Annotated in this window: 12 protein-coding genes; 3 read left to right on the top strand and 9 right to left on the bottom strand. The window is 61.8% G+C overall.

All coding sequences use genetic code 11. From position 1 onward, the window contains the following. Positions 1-14: 14 nt before the first annotated feature. From mnxG to IE038_RS03245, 8 genes are all read right to left on the bottom strand, one after another. Positions 15-5813 carry a manganese-oxidizing multicopper oxidase MnxG gene (gene mnxG / locus IE038_RS03210; protein WP_189395113.1) on the bottom strand — a complete coding sequence of 1933 codons (5799 nt, stop codon included), beginning with the start codon at positions 5811-5813 and terminating at the stop codon, positions 15-17. A gap of 180 nt (positions 5814-5993) precedes the next feature. Next, entirely contained in the window at positions 5994-6260 is a 267-nt protein-coding gene (locus tag IE038_RS03215) for a DUF1652 domain-containing protein (protein WP_163939629.1), read from the bottom strand. 218 nt (positions 6261-6478) lie between these two features. After that, a complete protein-coding gene (gene ycaC / locus IE038_RS03220) occupies positions 6479-7105 on the bottom strand; it encodes an isochorismate family cysteine hydrolase YcaC (protein WP_163939627.1) in 627 nt (208 codons plus the stop codon). Positions 7106-7163: 58 nt separating this feature from the next. After that, positions 7164-8057, bottom strand: coding sequence for a pirin family protein (locus tag IE038_RS03225; RefSeq protein WP_189395114.1), 894 nt, complete (start codon positions 8055-8057; stop codon positions 7164-7166). A gap of 86 nt (positions 8058-8143) precedes the next feature. Next, positions 8144-9037 carry an alpha/beta fold hydrolase gene (locus IE038_RS03230; RefSeq protein WP_189395115.1) on the bottom strand — a complete coding sequence of 298 codons (894 nt, stop codon included), beginning with the start codon at positions 9035-9037 and terminating at the stop codon, positions 8144-8146. A 131-nt stretch (positions 9038-9168) separates the two neighbouring features. After that, positions 9169-9789 carry a LysE family translocator gene (locus tag IE038_RS03235; protein ID WP_163939350.1) on the bottom strand — a complete coding sequence of 207 codons (621 nt, stop codon included), beginning with the start codon at positions 9787-9789 and terminating at the stop codon, positions 9169-9171. 129 nt (positions 9790-9918) lie between these two features. Next, a complete protein-coding gene (locus tag IE038_RS03240; RefSeq protein ID WP_163939348.1) occupies positions 9919-11217 on the bottom strand; it encodes an ATP-binding protein in 1299 nt (432 codons plus the stop codon). 16 nt (positions 11218-11233) lie between these two features. Further along, positions 11234-11935 carry a response regulator gene (locus tag IE038_RS03245; RefSeq protein WP_163939346.1) on the bottom strand — a complete coding sequence of 234 codons (702 nt, stop codon included), beginning with the start codon at positions 11933-11935 and terminating at the stop codon, positions 11234-11236. A 156-nt stretch (positions 11936-12091) separates the two neighbouring features. Between IE038_RS03245 and IE038_RS03250 the strand changes: the two genes are divergently transcribed. The 3 genes from IE038_RS03250 to mobA are packed head-to-tail and all read left to right on the top strand — an operon-like array spanning position 12092 to position 17036. Then, a complete protein-coding gene (locus IE038_RS03250; protein WP_163939344.1) occupies positions 12092-13270 on the top strand; it encodes an efflux RND transporter periplasmic adaptor subunit in 1179 nt (392 codons plus the stop codon). Positions 13271-13281: 11 nt separating this feature from the next. Further along, positions 13282-16401, top strand: coding sequence for a multidrug efflux RND transporter permease subunit (locus IE038_RS03255; protein WP_189395116.1), 3120 nt, complete (start codon positions 13282-13284; stop codon positions 16399-16401). Between the two features lie 59 nt (positions 16402-16460). Then, positions 16461-17036 (top strand): molybdenum cofactor guanylyltransferase MobA, encoded by a 576-nt coding sequence (gene mobA, locus IE038_RS03260; RefSeq protein ID WP_163939342.1) that lies wholly within the window; start codon positions 16461-16463, stop codon positions 17034-17036. 3 nt (positions 17037-17039) lie between these two features. Here the strand turns inward: mobA and IE038_RS03265 are convergent, their stop codons facing one another. Continuing rightward, a complete protein-coding gene (locus IE038_RS03265) occupies positions 17040-17468 on the bottom strand; it encodes a MarR family winged helix-turn-helix transcriptional regulator (RefSeq protein ID WP_163939340.1) in 429 nt (142 codons plus the stop codon). Positions 17469-17544: the final 76 nt, after the last annotated feature.

The raw sequence follows: 17544 nt of genomic DNA on the forward strand, positions 1-17544 counted from the left end.
CGACTACGGTCTGATTACTGTGCTGGCGCAGTGGCTGGCGGCGCTTCGTTAGTGACCCGCAATATCCCCCACAACCCCGCAGCATTCCCGTAGGCGGCATAGTCACGGAACAGGTAGTCACCAGGTATTGCATTGGCCCCGCCGGCACTGGGGTGCATGAAGCTGAAGTGCGCCGCCGGCAGCACGCTCTCTTGAGCGCCGATGTACATCGACTGAGGGTTGTAACCGAAGCGCACTGACCCGATGCCCGGCTGCGCCATGGGATAACCCAAGGCATCCGACTTCTCGGATTGCAAGGCATGCTGTGCCCAAACGTGGCCATCGAGTTGGAACGTCGTACCACGGCTCCCGCCAGACGGCATCAGGATATGGGTACGGAACGGTTGCCCTGGCTTGGCCCAGAGCACCGGCGTTTGTGGATCGCCGCCCACTAGCCCGTTGCTGTAAGCCATATGCACATCCGGCACATCGGCCCAACCATGGCCATCGGCGTGGCCAAACGGTGCATTAGGGGCCAGGCCGAAGCGCAGCCACAGCGGCTCGGCCTTGTAGTTGATGGCCATACCCGAGTTGTCCTGCGGGTCCCCCCCCGCGCCATTGCCCTCGGCAGCGATACCCTCTACAGGCCGCCCATTGGCCCAACGCAGGTTCAGGGCCTTCTGCCAGACCGTGACGAAATCACGGTAACTCGTCTGGCCCGGGGCCTGTACCGTCGCCGAAGCACGGCTATGTGCATCTTCACTCCAGGTCGCCCCTGTCGGCAGGATACTCATGGCACCCCCCAAACCCTTCTGCGGTTGCTTGATCGGGTCGGCCGGGGTCAGGTTGAGGCCACCAAACTCGATGGGCGTACTGTTGATGTTGTCCACCTGACGGCCCAGTTGTGCCACCGGCTTGCCTTCACGCTCCAGATGCCCGGCGTAGTATTGATAGACTTTGCTCGGGTAGGCACCACTGCCCGTGCGAGGCGGCACGGTCTGTACCGGGTTCATGCCGACGTTGGCACCATCCGACTTGGTGATGTCGTAGGCCAGCAACTGTGCATGCAAGCCAACATGGCTGGAGGGCCGCATCAGGTTGTTGTTGAACGTGGTCGAACCTTCACTGTCGTTGCGGTTGCGCTTGACCACCCCATGCATCACTGCAGTACTGGCCAGGTCTGGCATCACCAGTGGCAGGCGGTTTTCCAGGGTGACGTTGATGCAGTCACCCGCTGCGGCACGCAGCACCAACGGTTCGACCGGCACCCCAGGCTTGAGCTTGCCCGTCATGGGGTCAAGATCACTTTTGCGTACATACAGCACGGCCGTTGGATCATGCAGCGGTCCACTCTGACCGCCAATCGTGAAGGTTTCGCCGTCCTCCGGGTCGGTCACCGTCACTTGCGGAACACTGATCGGCCGACTGTTGTAGACCAGCGTGCCGCCGTTGGCCTTGAGCGGACCACCGACATGCTGACCGAGACCGGCCGGGTCATTGAGACTCAGGTTCAGCGTGTTGCCGAGGATATCGTTGGCCAATGCCGCGACCACCTCATAGCTACGCTGAGGTGTTGGCCGAGTACCAATTCCGTTGGGGTTAGGACTGTAGCGCGGGCAAATGCCATCAAAGGCGACGGTGTTACGCGCGGCAATCGGTTTAGGGTTGTTCGGCAGCGCAAACAGGTCTGGGCGGATAGCCGTGTAGTTACGCATTACACCCCACAAGCCGTTCCAGTAGCCTTCCAAGGACGCATCCAGGGAATACAGGTAGTCGCCGGTCGCCGCAGACGAACTGGAGACCATGGACACTGGCGCCATGAAGCCCAGTTGCTCGGAAATCCCGACCATTTGCGAAGACTTCCATCCTGAATTGGAGCTATTGCCAAAACCCGAACCACTCTGCAGCCACTTCACCCCGTGCAAGGTCACGTTATGTTCCTCTTCGTGACCACCGGCATGCATCCGCAAGCGCACGTTGTCACCCGAATAGGTGCGCAGCATCGGGGTGAACGGATCGCCAGGCTCACTGCCGCCCTTGTTGATGTGTGGAGGGAACAAGGTTGTACCGCCGGTTGGGCCGACCGCAGAGGTGACCGCCGAAGGGGCCAGGTTCATGGCCGGAATCGCACGGTCGGTGCGACTTTGCATGCCGTAGGCGAGATCACCCGCCAGGCCATCGGCCTGCATGCCGCGCTTGCCGTCAGGGCCAATGCGGTTCGGGTCGAACACCCGCAGCGCCAGCGGCTCATTGCGATAGTTGACGACAAACATGCCGGGGTCATCCACCGAAATAGCCTGCGGGCATGGCCGGCTCGGGCAGGTTGGCGTCAACCCGCCACGGGCTTCCGCCACCGCTTCGAGCAGGCTGGTGGCTTCCTTGCGCACCGGCGGGTTGATGGCATAGCGGAAGCTGTCAGCCGTTGCCGGGAACGCCTGGGCGTCAGGTATACCATTTGGCCCGGCACCGACGTAGACACCGGCTTCATAGGCATGCTGGAAGTCGCTGTACTCCAGGAAGAACTCACGGTAGCTGTCATTGCGCCCGTCACCGTCCAGGTCGCCGGTACTGACGACTGCTTGCCACGAAGTCGGACCGCCATCCTGACGCAGAGCGGTGTTGTAGAGCGCCTCACCGGTCTCGGCATGGAACCAGGTGGAACCGGCGGGTTCGGCCAACACGGTGGCGTACAGGCCCAGTTGCTGGTGAGTCGATGGGCCAAGGTGGTCGTGAGTGAAGATGGTGCCCAAACCACGGTCGACGTTGTTCACGTTGACCACTGGGTCGGCGAACCAGCGCTGCATCGCCGTGCGCGCGCCCACCCAGTCAGCCCGCCCGTAACGACCAAAGAACGGGTGCGCTTTGGCATGCGGGCACAACGCCGTCCCCTCTCGCGGATCATCCGGCTGGCATTCATTGAAGCCACGAATGGCCTCGATACGTTCAACCACGCTACCGGGCGACAGAACACCATCTTCATAGTTCCAGCCATTGGCCGAGCCATCAGCAGCGGTCAGGTCCCATTTCGGCAGGTGGATATGCTGACCGATCACGTCAGTTGGCGTGCGCACCTGGTAATCGTCCATCTCATAGAAGGACGGGATCAGGTTGGTCTGCTGGTACATCACACAATCAAAGGTGTTGATGCGCATCACCAACGGCTCTGGTGGGCGCTGTTTGTTGATCACGCCCCAGGCATCTTCCCAAAGGGCGAGGATGCGCGCTTGCGGGAAGTGATAGCCCACCTTGTTGTACACCGCATCGAACTGAATGTTGGCGGCCTTGTATACCCGAGGGTGATCAGCGGTGAACGGTGAAGAACCGTTAAAACTCATACCGTCCAGGCGTTCGCCACTGTTAAATTCCCCCGTACCGGCGCCCCGTGTCAGGCGTTTTCCGCGGTCGTCCATGCACGGTTCATAGAACGGCGCACCCGCCATGGGCAAGGCACCATTGGTGCGGAAGCTGCGCGCTACCAACTGGTTGCCCGGCAGTACCGCATAGCTGGGGTGATCCGGCTTGGCATGGTAGGCCATGGCCGCCTGCTCGACATCGGTCCCCTCTTCCGGCAGAAACACCGCCTTGGCACGGGTGACCTGCTTGGAGAAGTCCAGGGCCGTCGTCGTCGTCAGTGCTTGGCCGCCCGCGGCTACACCGTCCAGGGCATGCCGCGGCAAACCACCATCCCAACCACCGACCTGATCCGGGTCAAGGTTGCGCCACAGTGCATTGCCACTGTCGCGCAACTCGCGGGCCTTGGCGGGGTCAAGCATGTCCAGGGGCGGTGTCGGCGGGCGTTGCCCCACCGTGCTTTCCAGGCCTCCGATCCAGAAAGGATACCCAGGGTTTTTCAACGTGCCATCGGCGTTGCGGTTGGCTTCGCTGCGGTCAACCCATGCCAGCGATCCAATCGCACGCGGCCCCGCGTCCTGAGCATGACTGTCGTCACCCGCTTCATCGCCTTCATCGTCGTCCTGTGCCGCCACCAGGCTTTCGGCCAGTTTCGGAACGACCGCAACCCTGCCCGGCATCGGCGCCATCGCCTTGCCAGGCAGTGGCACCACGGCGGGAATCGGGGTACCCGCGACAATTTCGCCATCGGGCAATGCGCGCGCGCCAGTCGCTGGCTTGCCGCTACGCAATGCCCAAGGCTGATCATGGAAACCGGCCTGCCCCTGCTCGGAAACCGCCAGTCGCGTACCTTCCTCAAATACATCGTGTACCCGCCACATGCTCCACATGCCTTGGGCAAAGTGCGGGTAGAAGTGGCAATGGTAAATGGCATCGCCTGCAACGCGGTTGCGGTTGCCCGAGCCGCCATTGGCAATTTCATAGGTATAGCCGGCGCCGGGGCCGATGCCCTGGGCATCGACATAGTCGGAGTTGTCATCATTGGGGTTAAACAGCCACTGATGGCCATGCAGGTGGAAAATGTGCTGCTCATGCCCGTTGTGGGTATTGCGGAACTTGACGAAGTCACCGATGTAGCTGTGGTTGACGTTCGAGGGCTCGGCAGGATAAAGCGCCATGCTGGCCTTGACCCCGACATCCTTCGCATCCGGGATCTCACCGGGGCGGATGTTCTCCAGGCCGACGTTCGCCGGCACATCCACCAGCATCGCCACGTCACCCACGGTGTGGGCGCTCAGGAAAAACTCTTCATAGGCACACGACAGGCAGTCATGCATGGGCCCGACACCCAGCCGGTTGGCAATAACCTCAGCTCCCATGCCGCCTGAGCCGTAGTTGATCATGAACGAATCGCGTGTTGGCTCGAGCACATGGCCCATGACCGGGTCAGCCCAGTAACCTGGAAATGCCTGGGTGCCTGCCACCTCATCAGTGAACATCGAGGCAAAGTCACGGAACGGTTCAAGGCGATTGGGCAACGCCGGGTTGCGCTTGCCTATGCTCTCCAGCGGATAGGTCGAGGGTGGGAACGAGCCGTCGGGGTTAGACCCCATGACAATCGCATCGGTTTCGCTGGAAATGATCTCGTTACCGTCGACCATGGCAATGATCGGCATACCGGCCTTGCCTTCACTGAGCCAAGGCTCGCGCTGCGGGTAGCGGGCCTCATAGTCGACAATCGGCTGCCCGGTCGGGGCACGACCGGTAGTGCTCAGGCGCATTTCCTCTTCAGTCAGGGTATTGCGGTAGGTGCGCCCATTTTTGGGTACAACCACGACCTGGCCAAACAGACCATTGGACACGTTGCCCGCAGCGCCCTCACCGCCAAAGGTCGCGCCCTTGCTGGTGGCGGCAAACGCCCCTTCGCGCTCCGCATAAAGGGTGTAGGTGCGAGAGGCTCCGGGCGCCACAAGGAAGTTGGCGTTGCGTCCGGTGTTGGCGGCGATATCGCCAATACTGTTGACCGGTTGCAGGCCATTGACCTGAAACCCGACATGACGGTCAGTGACCTGATCATCCACCATCGGGTCATGCTGATCGTCCACCCGGTCCTTGTTCGGGTTGGCTTGATACGCCAGCAGGTTTTGCAGGTTGACCGTCAGGCAATCGCCCGCGGCTACCCGCAGTACGATGGGCCGTGGACGCTTGTCCGGACGCAGTGAAACCTTGCCCGGGACTGCCGCACCGCCTCGTGCCAGCGACACCTGATGATCATCGACCACATCGCCACGCAGGGCGAACATCATGCCATTGGCATTCTGCGCCCCAAGACGGTTGAACATCATGGGCTGGTCGAACGCGACGACATTGGCCACCCACGTCCGCTGACAACTGACGGCCGCTTGCGCGTGGCCGTGCATGCCCAGCATGGCAACGACAAGCAGTAACAGGGGGCTCAGGACATTGCCTTTGATCGTGATCATCGGGGCTTGCCTCGGGTTGCGTGTAAACGTCAAACCCTATTCAGCAAGCCCCATGCCACAAGATTTTCCCCATCCAATTCAATGCATTACCTTGGTCCAATGCAAAAAAGTGGGTGTGAAGGCCCTACATTCCCCACTTTTCCCGGGGAAGGTGGGTACTGGGCCTGGCCCCTGCGTGCATCAGGGACGAAGGGGCGGTACCTCTACCTGCGTGGTCGGATGTTGCCGCTCTGCCTGGACATGGGCGACCAGATCAGCCAAGGCCCGGCTGCTGGACAATTCATCGGCGCGAATACCGGCAACGGTCAACGCCGGACCGTAGCTGTCCTGCTCCAGGTGGATCGTCAGCGAGCCGTCATCCAAACAGGACACCACGCAGTGAGAGGGCAAAAAGGCCTGCTCGATGACCTGACGTAATTCCAGGCTGCAAATGCCGTGTAGTGACATGATCAACTCCTGCGAACAAGGTGGTTGAAAAGGCAGTAATCCCCCTGTTTTCCGCGCATTTCAAATTGATAAATACGATATCTCGCCGCGGCATCATGCACCGCCATTATTCTTGTACAGAACCCGCGTCGACTCGGTGTTTTGTATAGCCTTGTACAACCTGAACCCAGCCATACAACAGCGCTCGGGCGAACCCTGAGGCTCGCCCGGAGCGGAACTTACTTACCTGAGGTCAAGGTGGTGTAACTGGTGATCAGGTTGCGGTAGTCCGGGATATGGTTGGAGAACAAGGTGCCCAACCCTTCAATATCGTTGCGCCAGTCGCGGTGCAGCTCACAGGCGACACCGAACCAGGTCATCAGCTGCGCACCGGCAGCCGACATACGGTCCCAGGCCGACTGCCGGGTGATCTCGTTGAACGTACCGGACGCATCGGTCACCACGAACACCTCGAAACCTTCGGCAATCGCCGACAGTGCCGGGAACGCCACACACACCTCGGTCACGACACCGGCAATGATCAGTTGCTTCCTGCCGGTGGCCTTGACCGCCTTGACGAAGTCTTCGTTATCCCAGGCATTGATCTGCCCTGGCCGGGCGATGTAAGGCGCCTCGGGAAACTGGGCCTTGAGCTCCGGCACCAACGGGCCGTTGGGGCCGCTTTCAAAACTGGTGGTGAGGATGGTCGGCAGGTTGAAGTACTGTGCCAGGTCACCCAACGCCAACACATTGTTCTTGAACTTGTCCGGTTCGATGTCACGTACCAGCGACAGCAGCCCGGCCTGATGATCGACCAACAGGACCGCTGCATTGTTCTTGTCCAGACGGGTGTAAGGGACGCTCATGGTCCTGCTCCTTGTCGTTGAGGCGCCGCGTACGGGATTGCAACACGGATACTCCAGACTAGTCGGCGTTGTGACCGCTAGCCTTGCCTTTGGTCATATGACCAAAACGACCCGCATGAAAGTCGTCAAACGCCTCGGCAATCTCCGCCTCGCTGTTCATCACGAAGGGACCGTAGCCGACGATCGGCTCGTCAATCGGCTCGCCACTGAGCAGCAATACACTGGCATCCTGAGTCGCCTCCAACTGCACCTCATCGCCGTCACGCTCAAACAGCACCAGCTGCGCCGCGCCAACACGCGGTTCGCCGTTCACCCTGACCTCGCCGCGCAACACAACCAGTGCCGCGCTATGGCCCACAGTTAACGGCAGCGATAACGACGCCCCGGCTTTCAGACCGATGTCCCAGACGTTCATTGGCGTGAAGGTCCGGGCCGGGCCTTTATGGCCACGATACGCTCCGGCGATCACCCGCACGCTTCCCCCATCGTTCGCCAATGGCACACGCGGAATATCGTCATTGAGCAGGGTCTGGTAACCCGGTGGCGCGAGCTTGTCGCGTGCCGGCAGATTGACCCAAAGCTGCACCATTTCCAGGGTGCCGCCCGCAGCCGCAAACGCCGCAGCGTGAAACTCTTCGTGGAGAATGCCTTGGGCCGCTGTCATCCACTGCACATCTCCCGGGCCAATCAAGCCGCCCGCCCCCGTGGAATCGCGGTGCTCCAGCTCGCCCTGATAAACAATGGTCACCGTTTCAAACCCCCGGTGGGGATGCTGCCCCACCCCTCGCCGAGCATGGGTCGGGGTAAAGGTGTGCGGGCCGGCGTAGTCCAACAGCAAAAACGGGCTGATGTGCCGCGCCAGGTTGTCGTAGGTGAACAGGCTGCGAACCGGGAAGCCGTCACCCACCCAATGTGGCTGGGGGCTGCGATAGATGCCTTGAATCGTTTTCATGAGATGCCTCCTCTCGTGCATGCCGATCACAATACGTATGCAACGACAGTGGCGGTAGCCCTGCTAAAACGCCTTCAGCGTTCCATCTACAGAACAGTGCGAGTAGCGTCGTGCAAGAGAAAGGACTCGACGCGCCTGGCACTGTCAGCGGGGTGTTCCTGCATGAAGCAATGCCCACCGGGTACCACCGCCGAGGTAATGCTGCGGTTGATGCTCACCCAGCGTGCGACCGAGGGTGGCACGAAGGGATAGGTCTGCTCACCGTGCAACACGAGGCTTGGCGTCCTGACCTGCGCCAGCGACGCCCATAGCTGTCTCGGGAAGGAACTGAACAGTTCCATCTCGCGGCTGGGCCGACACTTCAACGCTACGCCCTCGCCACACTCCGTCAAGGCATGCTCCACATAGGCCTGCAACGCTGCATCGGTCCAGCCCTTGAAGGCTCCCCGCCCCTGCAGCCCTGCGCGGGCGGCGGCGCGGTCCGGCCAGTGACTGCGGCGCGTGGCCGCCTTGCGCGCCAGACTATGACGACGGTGCATGCCCACCATCGCCGCCACCCCAAACACAGCAATCATGGCGCGGCTGAACAGCACCGGATCAAGCAGCACCGCCCGTTGAAACAGCGCAGGTTCACGGGCAAGAATCAGACTGGTCAACACCCCGCCGAAACTGTGCCCCAAGGCAAAACAGGGTACGTTTGCATACGCCCCGCGCCCAGCCTCAAAGGCCTCCAGCGCCAACTCGGCAGTACGGTTCCAACCCAGAAATGCACCACCATGATCACTGTCGCCATGGCCCTGGACATCGCTGAGCCACAGATCGAAGGATTCACTGAGCACCTCCAGCATTGGCCGGTAGACCAGGCCGCAGAAGCCGGTACCGTGTAGAAAATGCAACAACGGCTTGCCAGTGGGCGGCGAGCACCAGCCACGCAAGGTGAAACCGGCAGAGGATGGGTAAGACCACGGAACGAGGCGCATGCAGGTCACTGAACACAGAGCGGCGAATAGCCAGGGGGACTGATTACAGCGTCGCCCCCCGGCAAGTTCAAGCACCTTGCGATTTAGTCGGTGTGTTTGTCAGAAATCGCCGGTTCAACGCCTCGGCACGCTTACTGAAAACTGTGCGAGGCAAACAACAGCGGGTACAGCGAAATCACCAGCAGTGCGGCCATCAACCAATTGAATGCCATCAACCAACGCGGGTTCTGCAAGACTTGGCGCAACGCACTGCCAAACATCACCCAGACGCAGACGCTGGGCAGGTTGACCAACGCGAACAGCGTGGCAATGACCATGACATTGGTCAGGTAACCCTGCGCCGGGGTGTAGGTAGTGATCGCACCTAGCGCCATGACCCAGGCCTTCGGGTTGACCCATTGGAACGCCGCAGCGCCCCAGAAACCCAGCGGTTTGGGCGTTTCCGAGCGGGCCGCCGAGAGCGGACCGGACGTCGCGATCTTCCAGGCCAGGTACAGCAGGTACGCGGCGCCAACGTAGCGCAACCCGGTGTAGAGGGGAGGAAATGCCTTGAACACCTCACCTAGCCCAAACCCTACCGCCAGCACCATGACCATGAACCCGACACTGATCCCCACCGCATGGGGAATCGAGCGGCGCACGCCAAAATTCACCCCGGAGGCCAGCAGCATGGTGTTGTTCGGCCCCGGCGTAATCGAGGACACAAAGGCAAAGAGCACAAACGCTAAAAGCAGATCGAGGGAGGCAAACATGGCTGCGGCATCCTTGGAGTAGTTGTGTCACGACACTAACGGAGCCCGCGGCTGCACCAGCCATACAGTTACCGGAAAAGATTGCACTACACCTGTTCTGTACCGCACCAGTTTGATGGCGTCTGCCGACTACCCACGAGGCAAGCGAATCCTGAACTGCGCCCCGCCCAGTACCGATTGCTCGACCGTCAGGCTTCCGCCCTGGCTCTCGATCGCCCGACGACTGATTGCCAGACCTAGCCCAAAACCGCCCGTGGCGCGATCGCGGCTGCGGTCCAGGCGGTAGAACGGCTGGAAAATACGTTGACGTTCTTCGGGTGGAATACCAATGCCGTCGTCTTCCACCGTCAGCAGGCAGGCACCCTGCTCGTCCATGTCCACACGCAACAGCAAACTGCGGTGGCAGTAACGCATGGCGTTGCGTATCAGGTTCTGTACCGCCCGCGCCGTAAGCCTCGGGTCAAGCACGAAACGCGGCAAGCCGGCTTCGGCCCGCACCGCCCACTCAATGCCACGGCCATCGAGTTCCTCGGCGAAACTGCCGAGGATACTGTCGACATACTCTGTCAACGACACCTCAACGCGTTCAGCCAGTTGCCCTGGCGTCTGCAAGCGGCTATAGGACAGTAGCTCCAGAACCAGTTCATCCAGCTCCCGCACATGGCCAACCAGTTCGAGCAAGCGCTTGCGACTGGCCGGCGGCACTTCATCGAACAGCAACACCAGCCCGAAGTCGAGCCGGGTCAGCGGCGTGCGCAGTTCATGGGAGACGGCATTGAGCAATTCGCGCTGTTGGGTCAACAGGCGCTCAATGTCCTGGGCCATGGTGTCGAAGACCGTGGCCAGGTCGCCGATGTCCGAGCGCGGCGAAATATGCGTGCGCTCCGACAACTGCCCCTGGCCCAGACGCTGAGCCGTCGCCTGCAAGCGCTTCAGGTCACGCCAATGCGGCCAGACCCAGAGCAACAGGCAACTGAGCAAGGCCGCGCCGATCAATACGGTGATCCCCCAGGACAACAGGTTGATCTCCAGTGGGTCGGGCGGGTTGCGCAACTCAACCAGCCACTGGTCATCCAGTGGGGCAATGGCGGTGCTGTAGTAACCCCATTCACCCACCCGAACGACAAATTGCCCGGCGCCCAGGCGGGCGCGCTCGGCGGGGCTCAGTTCGGTCTCGTCCTGGCGGCGCAATTGGACCTCCAGCGGCGCGAAGTCCGCCGCCAGCGCTTGCGCGACTTCAGGCCACTGGGCAGAAGGCACCTGCCGAAACTGCTTGAGCATCAAGCGTTGCACACCCTGAGCCTGGTCCAGGTTATAGGCTTCATAGCGCTCGTGGAACACGCTCAGGATCAGCTCGGGGATCAGGAATATCGCCCCGGCGTAGCTGACGATGGTGATCAGGTACAGGCGGACAAGGATTTTCAGCATGGTTCGGGCAGCGCCTTCAGCATTCCCATTCGACTCGGCTGAACAAGTAACCCTTGCCCCACACCGTCTTGATCTTGCGCGCCTCGCCGGCATTGTCATCAAACTTGCGGCGCAGCTTGGATATGGCGACATCCACCGAGCGGTCAGTACCATTGAACTCGATACCGCGCAGGTGCTGCAGGATGCAATCCCGGCTGAGCACCGTGCCGGCATTGCGCGCCAACACCACCAGCAGGTTGAACTCACCGCTGGACAACTCCACCGGTTGCGCCTCCCACTGCACACTTCGCTCGGTGAGGTCGATGCGCAGGCCACCGATCTGGATCAGGTCTGAAGCCACTTGAGGTTCGTTGACGCTGCTGCGCCGCAACAATGTGCGCACCCGCGCCAGCAGCACCCGAGGCTCACAGGGTTTACTGACATAGTCATCGGCGCCCATTTCCAGGCCCAGTACCTGATCATGACTGTCATCGCGGGCCGTCAGCATCAGGATGGGCAAGACCGCCGACTCGGCCCGCAGCACGCGACACACCTGCAAACCGTCCATGCCCGGGAGCATCAGGTCAAGGATCACCAGGTCGGGTTTGTTCCGCCGCGCTTCGTCAAGCACATGGTCGCCCCGGGCAATCACCCGGACGATAAAACCGTTGCGTTGCAGGTAGCTGGCGATCAGTTCCGACAGCGCGCTGTCGTCTTCGACCAAAAGGATATTTGTCATGGAAAGTGCGTTAACGCCAATGAGTCCGGCAGGATATCGAACCTCGCGCACGCGAGGCGGCAATCTTCACACTTTTTCACAGACCGCCTACAGAGCTTAACAGTTACCTCAGGGGCGCCTGCCTTAGCATGGCGGGGTCATTTTCGGAAGATCCGCATGCCCAGCCAACGCCCCTCCCGTCTACGCACCCTGCCCCTCCTTGCCCTGCTCACCCTTCCCCTGATGGCGTGTGACAAGCAGGCGCCGACCGAGGAAAACGCACCGCCAAGCCAGGTTACGGTGGAAACCGTGCGTGTCGAACCACTGGCCATCAGCAGCGAGCTGTCCGGGCGCATTCTGGCCCCGCGCACGGCAGAAGTACGCGCGCGCGTGGCTGGCGTGGTACTCAAGCGGGTTTACCGTGAAGGTAGCGATGTCAAACAGGGTGAGGTCTTGTTCCGCATCGACCCGGCACCGTTTCAGGCCGACTACGACAGCGCCCGCGCCGCCCTGGCCAAAGCCGAGGCCAACCAGTTCCAGGCGCGCCTGCAGGACCAACGCTACAGCGAGCTGATTGCCATCAATGCGATCAGCCGCCAGGACTACGACAACGCCCGCGCCGCTGCCCTCCAGGCCAATGCGGATGTTGCCGCCGCCAAGGCAGCACTTGAGCGTGCACGCTTGAACCTCGGGTACGCCACTGTCACCGCACCGATTTCCGGGCGCATCGGCCGTGCCCTGGTGACCGAGGGCGCACTGGTCGGGCAGAACGAGTCGACCCCATTGGCGACGATCCAGCAACTGGACCCGATCCACGCCGACCTGACGCAGTCCACCCGTGAGTTGAACGCCCTGCGTCGGGCACTGCGCGCCGGCGAACTGCAGCAGGTGGGCCAGGACCAGGCACGCGCCATCTTGATCCAGGATGACGGTAGCGCCTACCCGTTACCCGGCAAGTTGCTGTTCTCGGACATCAGTGTCGACCCGAGCACCGGGCAGATCACCCTGCGCAGCGAATTCCCCAACCCTGATCTTGACCTGTTGCCGGGCAGTTTTATCCGCGTTCGCCTGGAACAGGCCATCAAGCAACAGGCGATCAGCGTGCCGCAGCGCGCCATTCTGCGGGACAGCGCCGGCCAACCCCGGGTGCTGCTGGTGGATGCCGAGCAACGCATCAGCGAACGTCCGATCGTACTGGGCAGCGCGCAACAGGACCGCTGGATCGTCAGCGAAGGCCTGGTAGCAGGTGAGCGCGTCGTCATCGAAGGCCTGCAACACGTGCGCGTGGGTGATCAGGTGCAGGTCACCCCCACCGCCAAGGAAGCCGCTTCCGTCGTACAGACCACTGGCCAATGAGGGCCTGATCAATGCCGCAATTCTTCATTGACCGCCCGGTGTTTGCCTGGGTGGTCGCGCTGTTCATTTTGCTGGCCGGCGCGCTGGCCATCCCGCAATTGCCGGTGGCCCAATACCCTAACGTAGCGCCGCCACAGGTGGAGATCTATGCCGTCTACCCCGGTGCCTCTGCGCAGACCCTTGATGAAAGCGTCGTCAGCCTGATCGAGCAGGAGCTCAACGGTGCCGACCACCTGCTGTACTTTCAGTCGCAAAGCAGCCTGGGCAGCGCCACCATCACCGCCACCTTCGAGCCGGGTACCAACCCTGAACTGGCCCAGGTAGATGTGCAGAACCGCCTGAAGATCGTCGAGTCGCGTTTACCCCGCGCGGTCACCCAGCAAGGCTTGCAAGTGGAGAAAGTTTCCACCGGGTTCCTGATGCTGGTGACCCTGACCGCTGAAAACGAGTCGCTCGACGAAGTCGCCCTCAGCGACTTCCTGGCCCGCAACGTCATGAACGAGATCCGTCGCCTCAACGGTGTCGGCAAGGCGCAGCTATACGGCGCCGAGCGCGCCATGCGCATCTGGATCGACCCGCAGAAACTGATCGGCTTCAACCTGACCCCCGAAGACGTCAACCTGGCCATTGCCGCACAAAACACCCAGGTAGCCCCCGGCAGCATCGGTGAGCTGCCAGGCCGGGCGACTCAGGAAATCACCGCCAACGTGGTAGTCAAAGGCCAGCTGTCGACACCGGAGGCGTTCGCCGACATCGTCTTGCGGGCCAATCCGGACGGTTCGCGGGTGACTGTCGGCGACGTGGCGCGGGTAGAGATTGGCAGCCAGGAGTACCAGTTCGGTACACGCCTGAACGGCAAGCCGTCGACCGCCTTCAGCGTGCAATTGTCGCCGGGTGCCAACGCCATGCAGACGGCGACCCTGGTCCGCGCCAAGATGGATGAGTTGTCACGCTACTTTCCGGCCGGTGCACGCTACGACATCCCCTATGACACGTCACCGTTCGTGAAAGTCTCCATCGAGCAGGTAATCAACACCTTGCTCGAAGCGATGGTGCTGGTGTTTGCGGTGATGTTCCTGTTCCTGCAGAACATCCGCTACACCCTGATCCCGACCCTGGTGGTGCCCGTGGCACTGATGGGGACATTTGCAGTCATGCTCGGGATGGGGTTCTCGATCAACGTTCTGACATTGTTCGGCATGGTGCTGGCCATTGGCATTCTGGTCGACGATGCCATCGTGGTGGTGGAAAACGTCGAACGGATCATGGCCGAAGAAGGCCTTCCACCTCGTGAGGCAACCCGCAAGGCCATGGGCCAGATCAGTGGGGCCATCGTCGGGATTACCCTGGTGCTGGTCGCAGTGTTCCTGCCGATGGCCTTCATGCCCGGCTCGGTGGGGGTGATCTACCAGCAGTTTTCGTTGGCGATGGCGGTGTCGATCCTGTTCTCGGCCTTCCTTGCCCTGAGCCTGACACCGGCCCTGTGCGCCACCCTGCTCAAGCCCATCGAAACGGGTCATGGACAAAAGCGCGGCGTCTTTGGCGCATTCAACCGGCGCTTCGAACGCCTCACCGACGGCTACCAATGCTGGGTGAGCCATGCCCTCAAGCGCAGCGGACGCTACCTGCTGGTGTACGGCCTGCTGCTGGTCGGCCTGGGTTACCTGTTCAGCCAACTGCCCTCCTCGTTCCTGCCGACCGAAGACCAGGGCTACACCATTACCGACGTCCAGCTCCCGCCCGGTGCCAGCAAACCACGCACCGAGCAGGTCGCGGCACAGATCGAAGCGCACAACGCTGAAGAGCCTGGCGTCGGTAATACCACAGTGATCATGGGCTTCAGCTTTTCCGGCACCGGGCAGAACGCGGCGCTGGTCTTCACCACACTCAAGGATTGGTCCGAGCGAAGCGCCAAGGACAGCGCAGCGGCCATCGCCGAGCGCGCCACCGCGGCGTTCAGCCAGTTCAAGAACGCGATCGCCTACTCGGTACTGCCGCCTCCGGTCGACGGGCTTGGCACGTCCAGCGGCTTTGAATTCCGCCTGCAGGACCGTGGTGGCCTCGGCCACGCCAACCTGATGGCCGCGCGCGATCAGCTACTGGCCGCTGCCGAGAAAAGCCCGGTATTGATGAACGTACGTGAAAGCGCCCTGGCCGAAAGCCCACAGGTGCAACTGGAGATAGACCGCAAGCAGGCCAACGCCCTGGGGGTTTCCTTTGCCGACATCGGCACCGTGCTCAACACGGCCATCGGCTCGACCTACGTCAACGATTTTCCCAATCAGGGCCGGATGCAGCGGGTCGTCGTACAAGCCGAGGGCGACCGCCGCAGCCAGGTCGAAGACCTGATGAAAATCCATGTCCGCAACAGCAACGGCAAGATGGTGCCACTGTCGGCGTTCACCCGCGCCCACTGGGTCTCCGGCCCGGTGCAGTTGACGCGCTACAACGGTTACCCGGCGATCTCGGTGTCCGGCGAACCGGTACCGGGCCATAGCTCCGGTGAAGCCATGGCTGAGATCGAGCGCCTGGTCAGCCAGCTACCGCTGGGCATGGGCCTGGAGTGGACGGGCCTGTCGCTGCAGGAACGGCTGTCCGGCAGCCAGGCGCCCATGCTGATGGCCCTGTCGCTGCTGGTGGTGTTCCTGTGCCTGGCAGCCCTCTATGAAAGCTGGTCGATCCCGACTGCGGTGCTATTGGTGGTGCCCTTGGGCGTGCTGGGCGCGGTGCTGGCGGTCAGTCTGCGTGGCATGCCTAACGATGTGTTCTTCAAGGTCGGCCTGATCACCCTGATCGGCCTGTCGGCGAAGAACGCGATCCTGATCATCGAATTCGCCAAAAGCCTGGTGGACGAAGGTCACGACCTGGTCGAAGCGACGGTACACGCTGCCCGCCTGCGCCTGCGGCCCATTGTCATGACCTCGCTGGCATTCATCCTTGGGGTCGTCCCGCTGGCCATCGCCACGGGCGCCAGCTCGGCCAGCCAGCAAGCCATCGGTACCGGCGTGATCGGCGGAATGCTCAGCGCAACGCTGGCGGTGGTGTTCGTGCCGGTGTTCTTCGTGGTGGTCATGCGCCTGACCGGCACACGACGACGCCAGCCTGAGGCCAAGGTCAGCCTGGAAAGCTGATGGACAGCCACAGCCGCTCATGGGATCGTGAGCGGCTTTGACGCTACAGGTAAACCGTCATGACCCAGCTTCCGGCACCCTGCTCCATCCTCCTCTTGGCAGGCGGTCGCGGCCTGCGCATGGGCGGGCGCGACAAGGGCCTGGTTCCCTTGCACGGGCAACCACTGATTGCCCACGTCCAGGCCGTAGTACGGCCACTGACCGACGACCTGATCATTTCCTGCAACCGTAATGCCGAGCAGTACCGGCCCTATGCCGATCACTTGGTTGGAGATGAATCAAACGACTACCCGGGCCCGCTGGCGGGTGTTCTGAGCGGGTTGGCGCAAGCCCGTCACCCGTGGTTGCTGGTGCTCGCCTGTGATGCACCGTTGATCGACCGTCCACTGGTGCTTGATCTGCTAAGCCAGATGAACGATCAGGGGCGACCAGCCATGGTCCGTCAGGATGGCCATTGGCAACCCATGTTCTGCCTGCTGCCGTGCCGCCTGCTCGACGACCTTCGCCAGCGCTGGAACCAGGGTGAGCGTAGCTTGCTGCGGACCCTGCTGGCGCAGCCACTGCAAGCGCTGGACTATCCGCTGGACGATCCACGCCTGAGCAACTTCAATTCGCCGGAGCACCTGACGCCATGAGTATCAGCGCAAGCGTGAGCGAATGCGCTGGCACACCTTGACCACTTGCTCCACCTCGGTGTCCTGGAGGTCGATCTTGCAGGCCATGTTATTGAACACCTGAGCCGCTTCGGCCTTCAGTGCCCGCCCCTTGTCGGTGAGCAGCAGATTGCGCCGGCGACGATCATTCGGATCGAGGTACACCGTAATGAAACCGGCATTGGCCAAACGCTTGACGATGGGCGTGAGGGTGCCAAGGTCGAACAGGGTCAAGTCACTCAAGGCGCTGATGGACACGTCGTCCTGGCCCCACAACCCGGCCATGACCAGCAGTTGCGGGTAGGTTATCCCCCGCCGCTTGAGCGGCTCGGCATAGTCGCGGACCATGGCGTTGGCGGTCGAATACAGCGAAAAGCACAGCATCTTGTCAAAGTCGAAGGTTGGGTCAAGCATGCCGACCTCCCGCGTGTTCCAGCGGAACCGTCAGACACGCCAGGCATCGCAGGGTGCTGATAAGGATTTGAGTGCG

Origin of the sequence: Pseudomonas laurentiana, assembly GCF_014648275.1 — a bacterium.
GTDB lineage: Bacteria > Pseudomonadota > Gammaproteobacteria > Pseudomonadales > Pseudomonadaceae > Aquipseudomonas > Aquipseudomonas laurentiana.

Coding starts and splice junctions, on each gene's coding strand:
- mnxG (WP_189395113.1), bottom strand. CDS start 5,813: ATGATCACGATCAAAGGCAATGTCCTGAGCCCCCTGTTACTGCTTGTC.
- IE038_RS03215 (WP_163939629.1), bottom strand. CDS start 6,260: ATGTCACTACACGGCATTTGCAGCCTGGAATTACGTCAGGTCATCGAG.
- ycaC (WP_163939627.1), bottom strand. CDS start 7,105: ATGAGCGTCCCTTACACCCGTCTGGACAAGAACAATGCAGCGGTCCTG.
- IE038_RS03225 (WP_189395114.1), bottom strand. CDS start 8,057: ATGAAAACGATTCAAGGCATCTATCGCAGCCCCCAGCCACATTGGGTG.
- IE038_RS03230 (WP_189395115.1), bottom strand. CDS start 9,037: ATGCGCCTCGTTCCGTGGTCTTACCCATCCTCTGCCGGTTTCACCTTG.
- IE038_RS03235 (WP_163939350.1), bottom strand. CDS start 9,789: ATGTTTGCCTCCCTCGATCTGCTTTTAGCGTTTGTGCTCTTTGCCTTT.
- IE038_RS03240 (WP_163939348.1), bottom strand. CDS start 11,217: ATGCTGAAAATCCTTGTCCGCCTGTACCTGATCACCATCGTCAGCTAC.
- IE038_RS03245 (WP_163939346.1), bottom strand. CDS start 11,935: ATGACAAATATCCTTTTGGTCGAAGACGACAGCGCGCTGTCGGAACTG.
- IE038_RS03250 (WP_163939344.1), top strand. CDS start 12,092: ATGCCCAGCCAACGCCCCTCCCGTCTACGCACCCTGCCCCTCCTTGCC.
- IE038_RS03255 (WP_189395116.1), top strand. CDS start 13,282: ATGCCGCAATTCTTCATTGACCGCCCGGTGTTTGCCTGGGTGGTCGCG.
- mobA (WP_163939342.1), top strand. CDS start 16,461: ATGACCCAGCTTCCGGCACCCTGCTCCATCCTCCTCTTGGCAGGCGGT.
- IE038_RS03265 (WP_163939340.1), bottom strand. CDS start 17,468: ATGCTTGACCCAACCTTCGACTTTGACAAGATGCTGTGCTTTTCGCTG.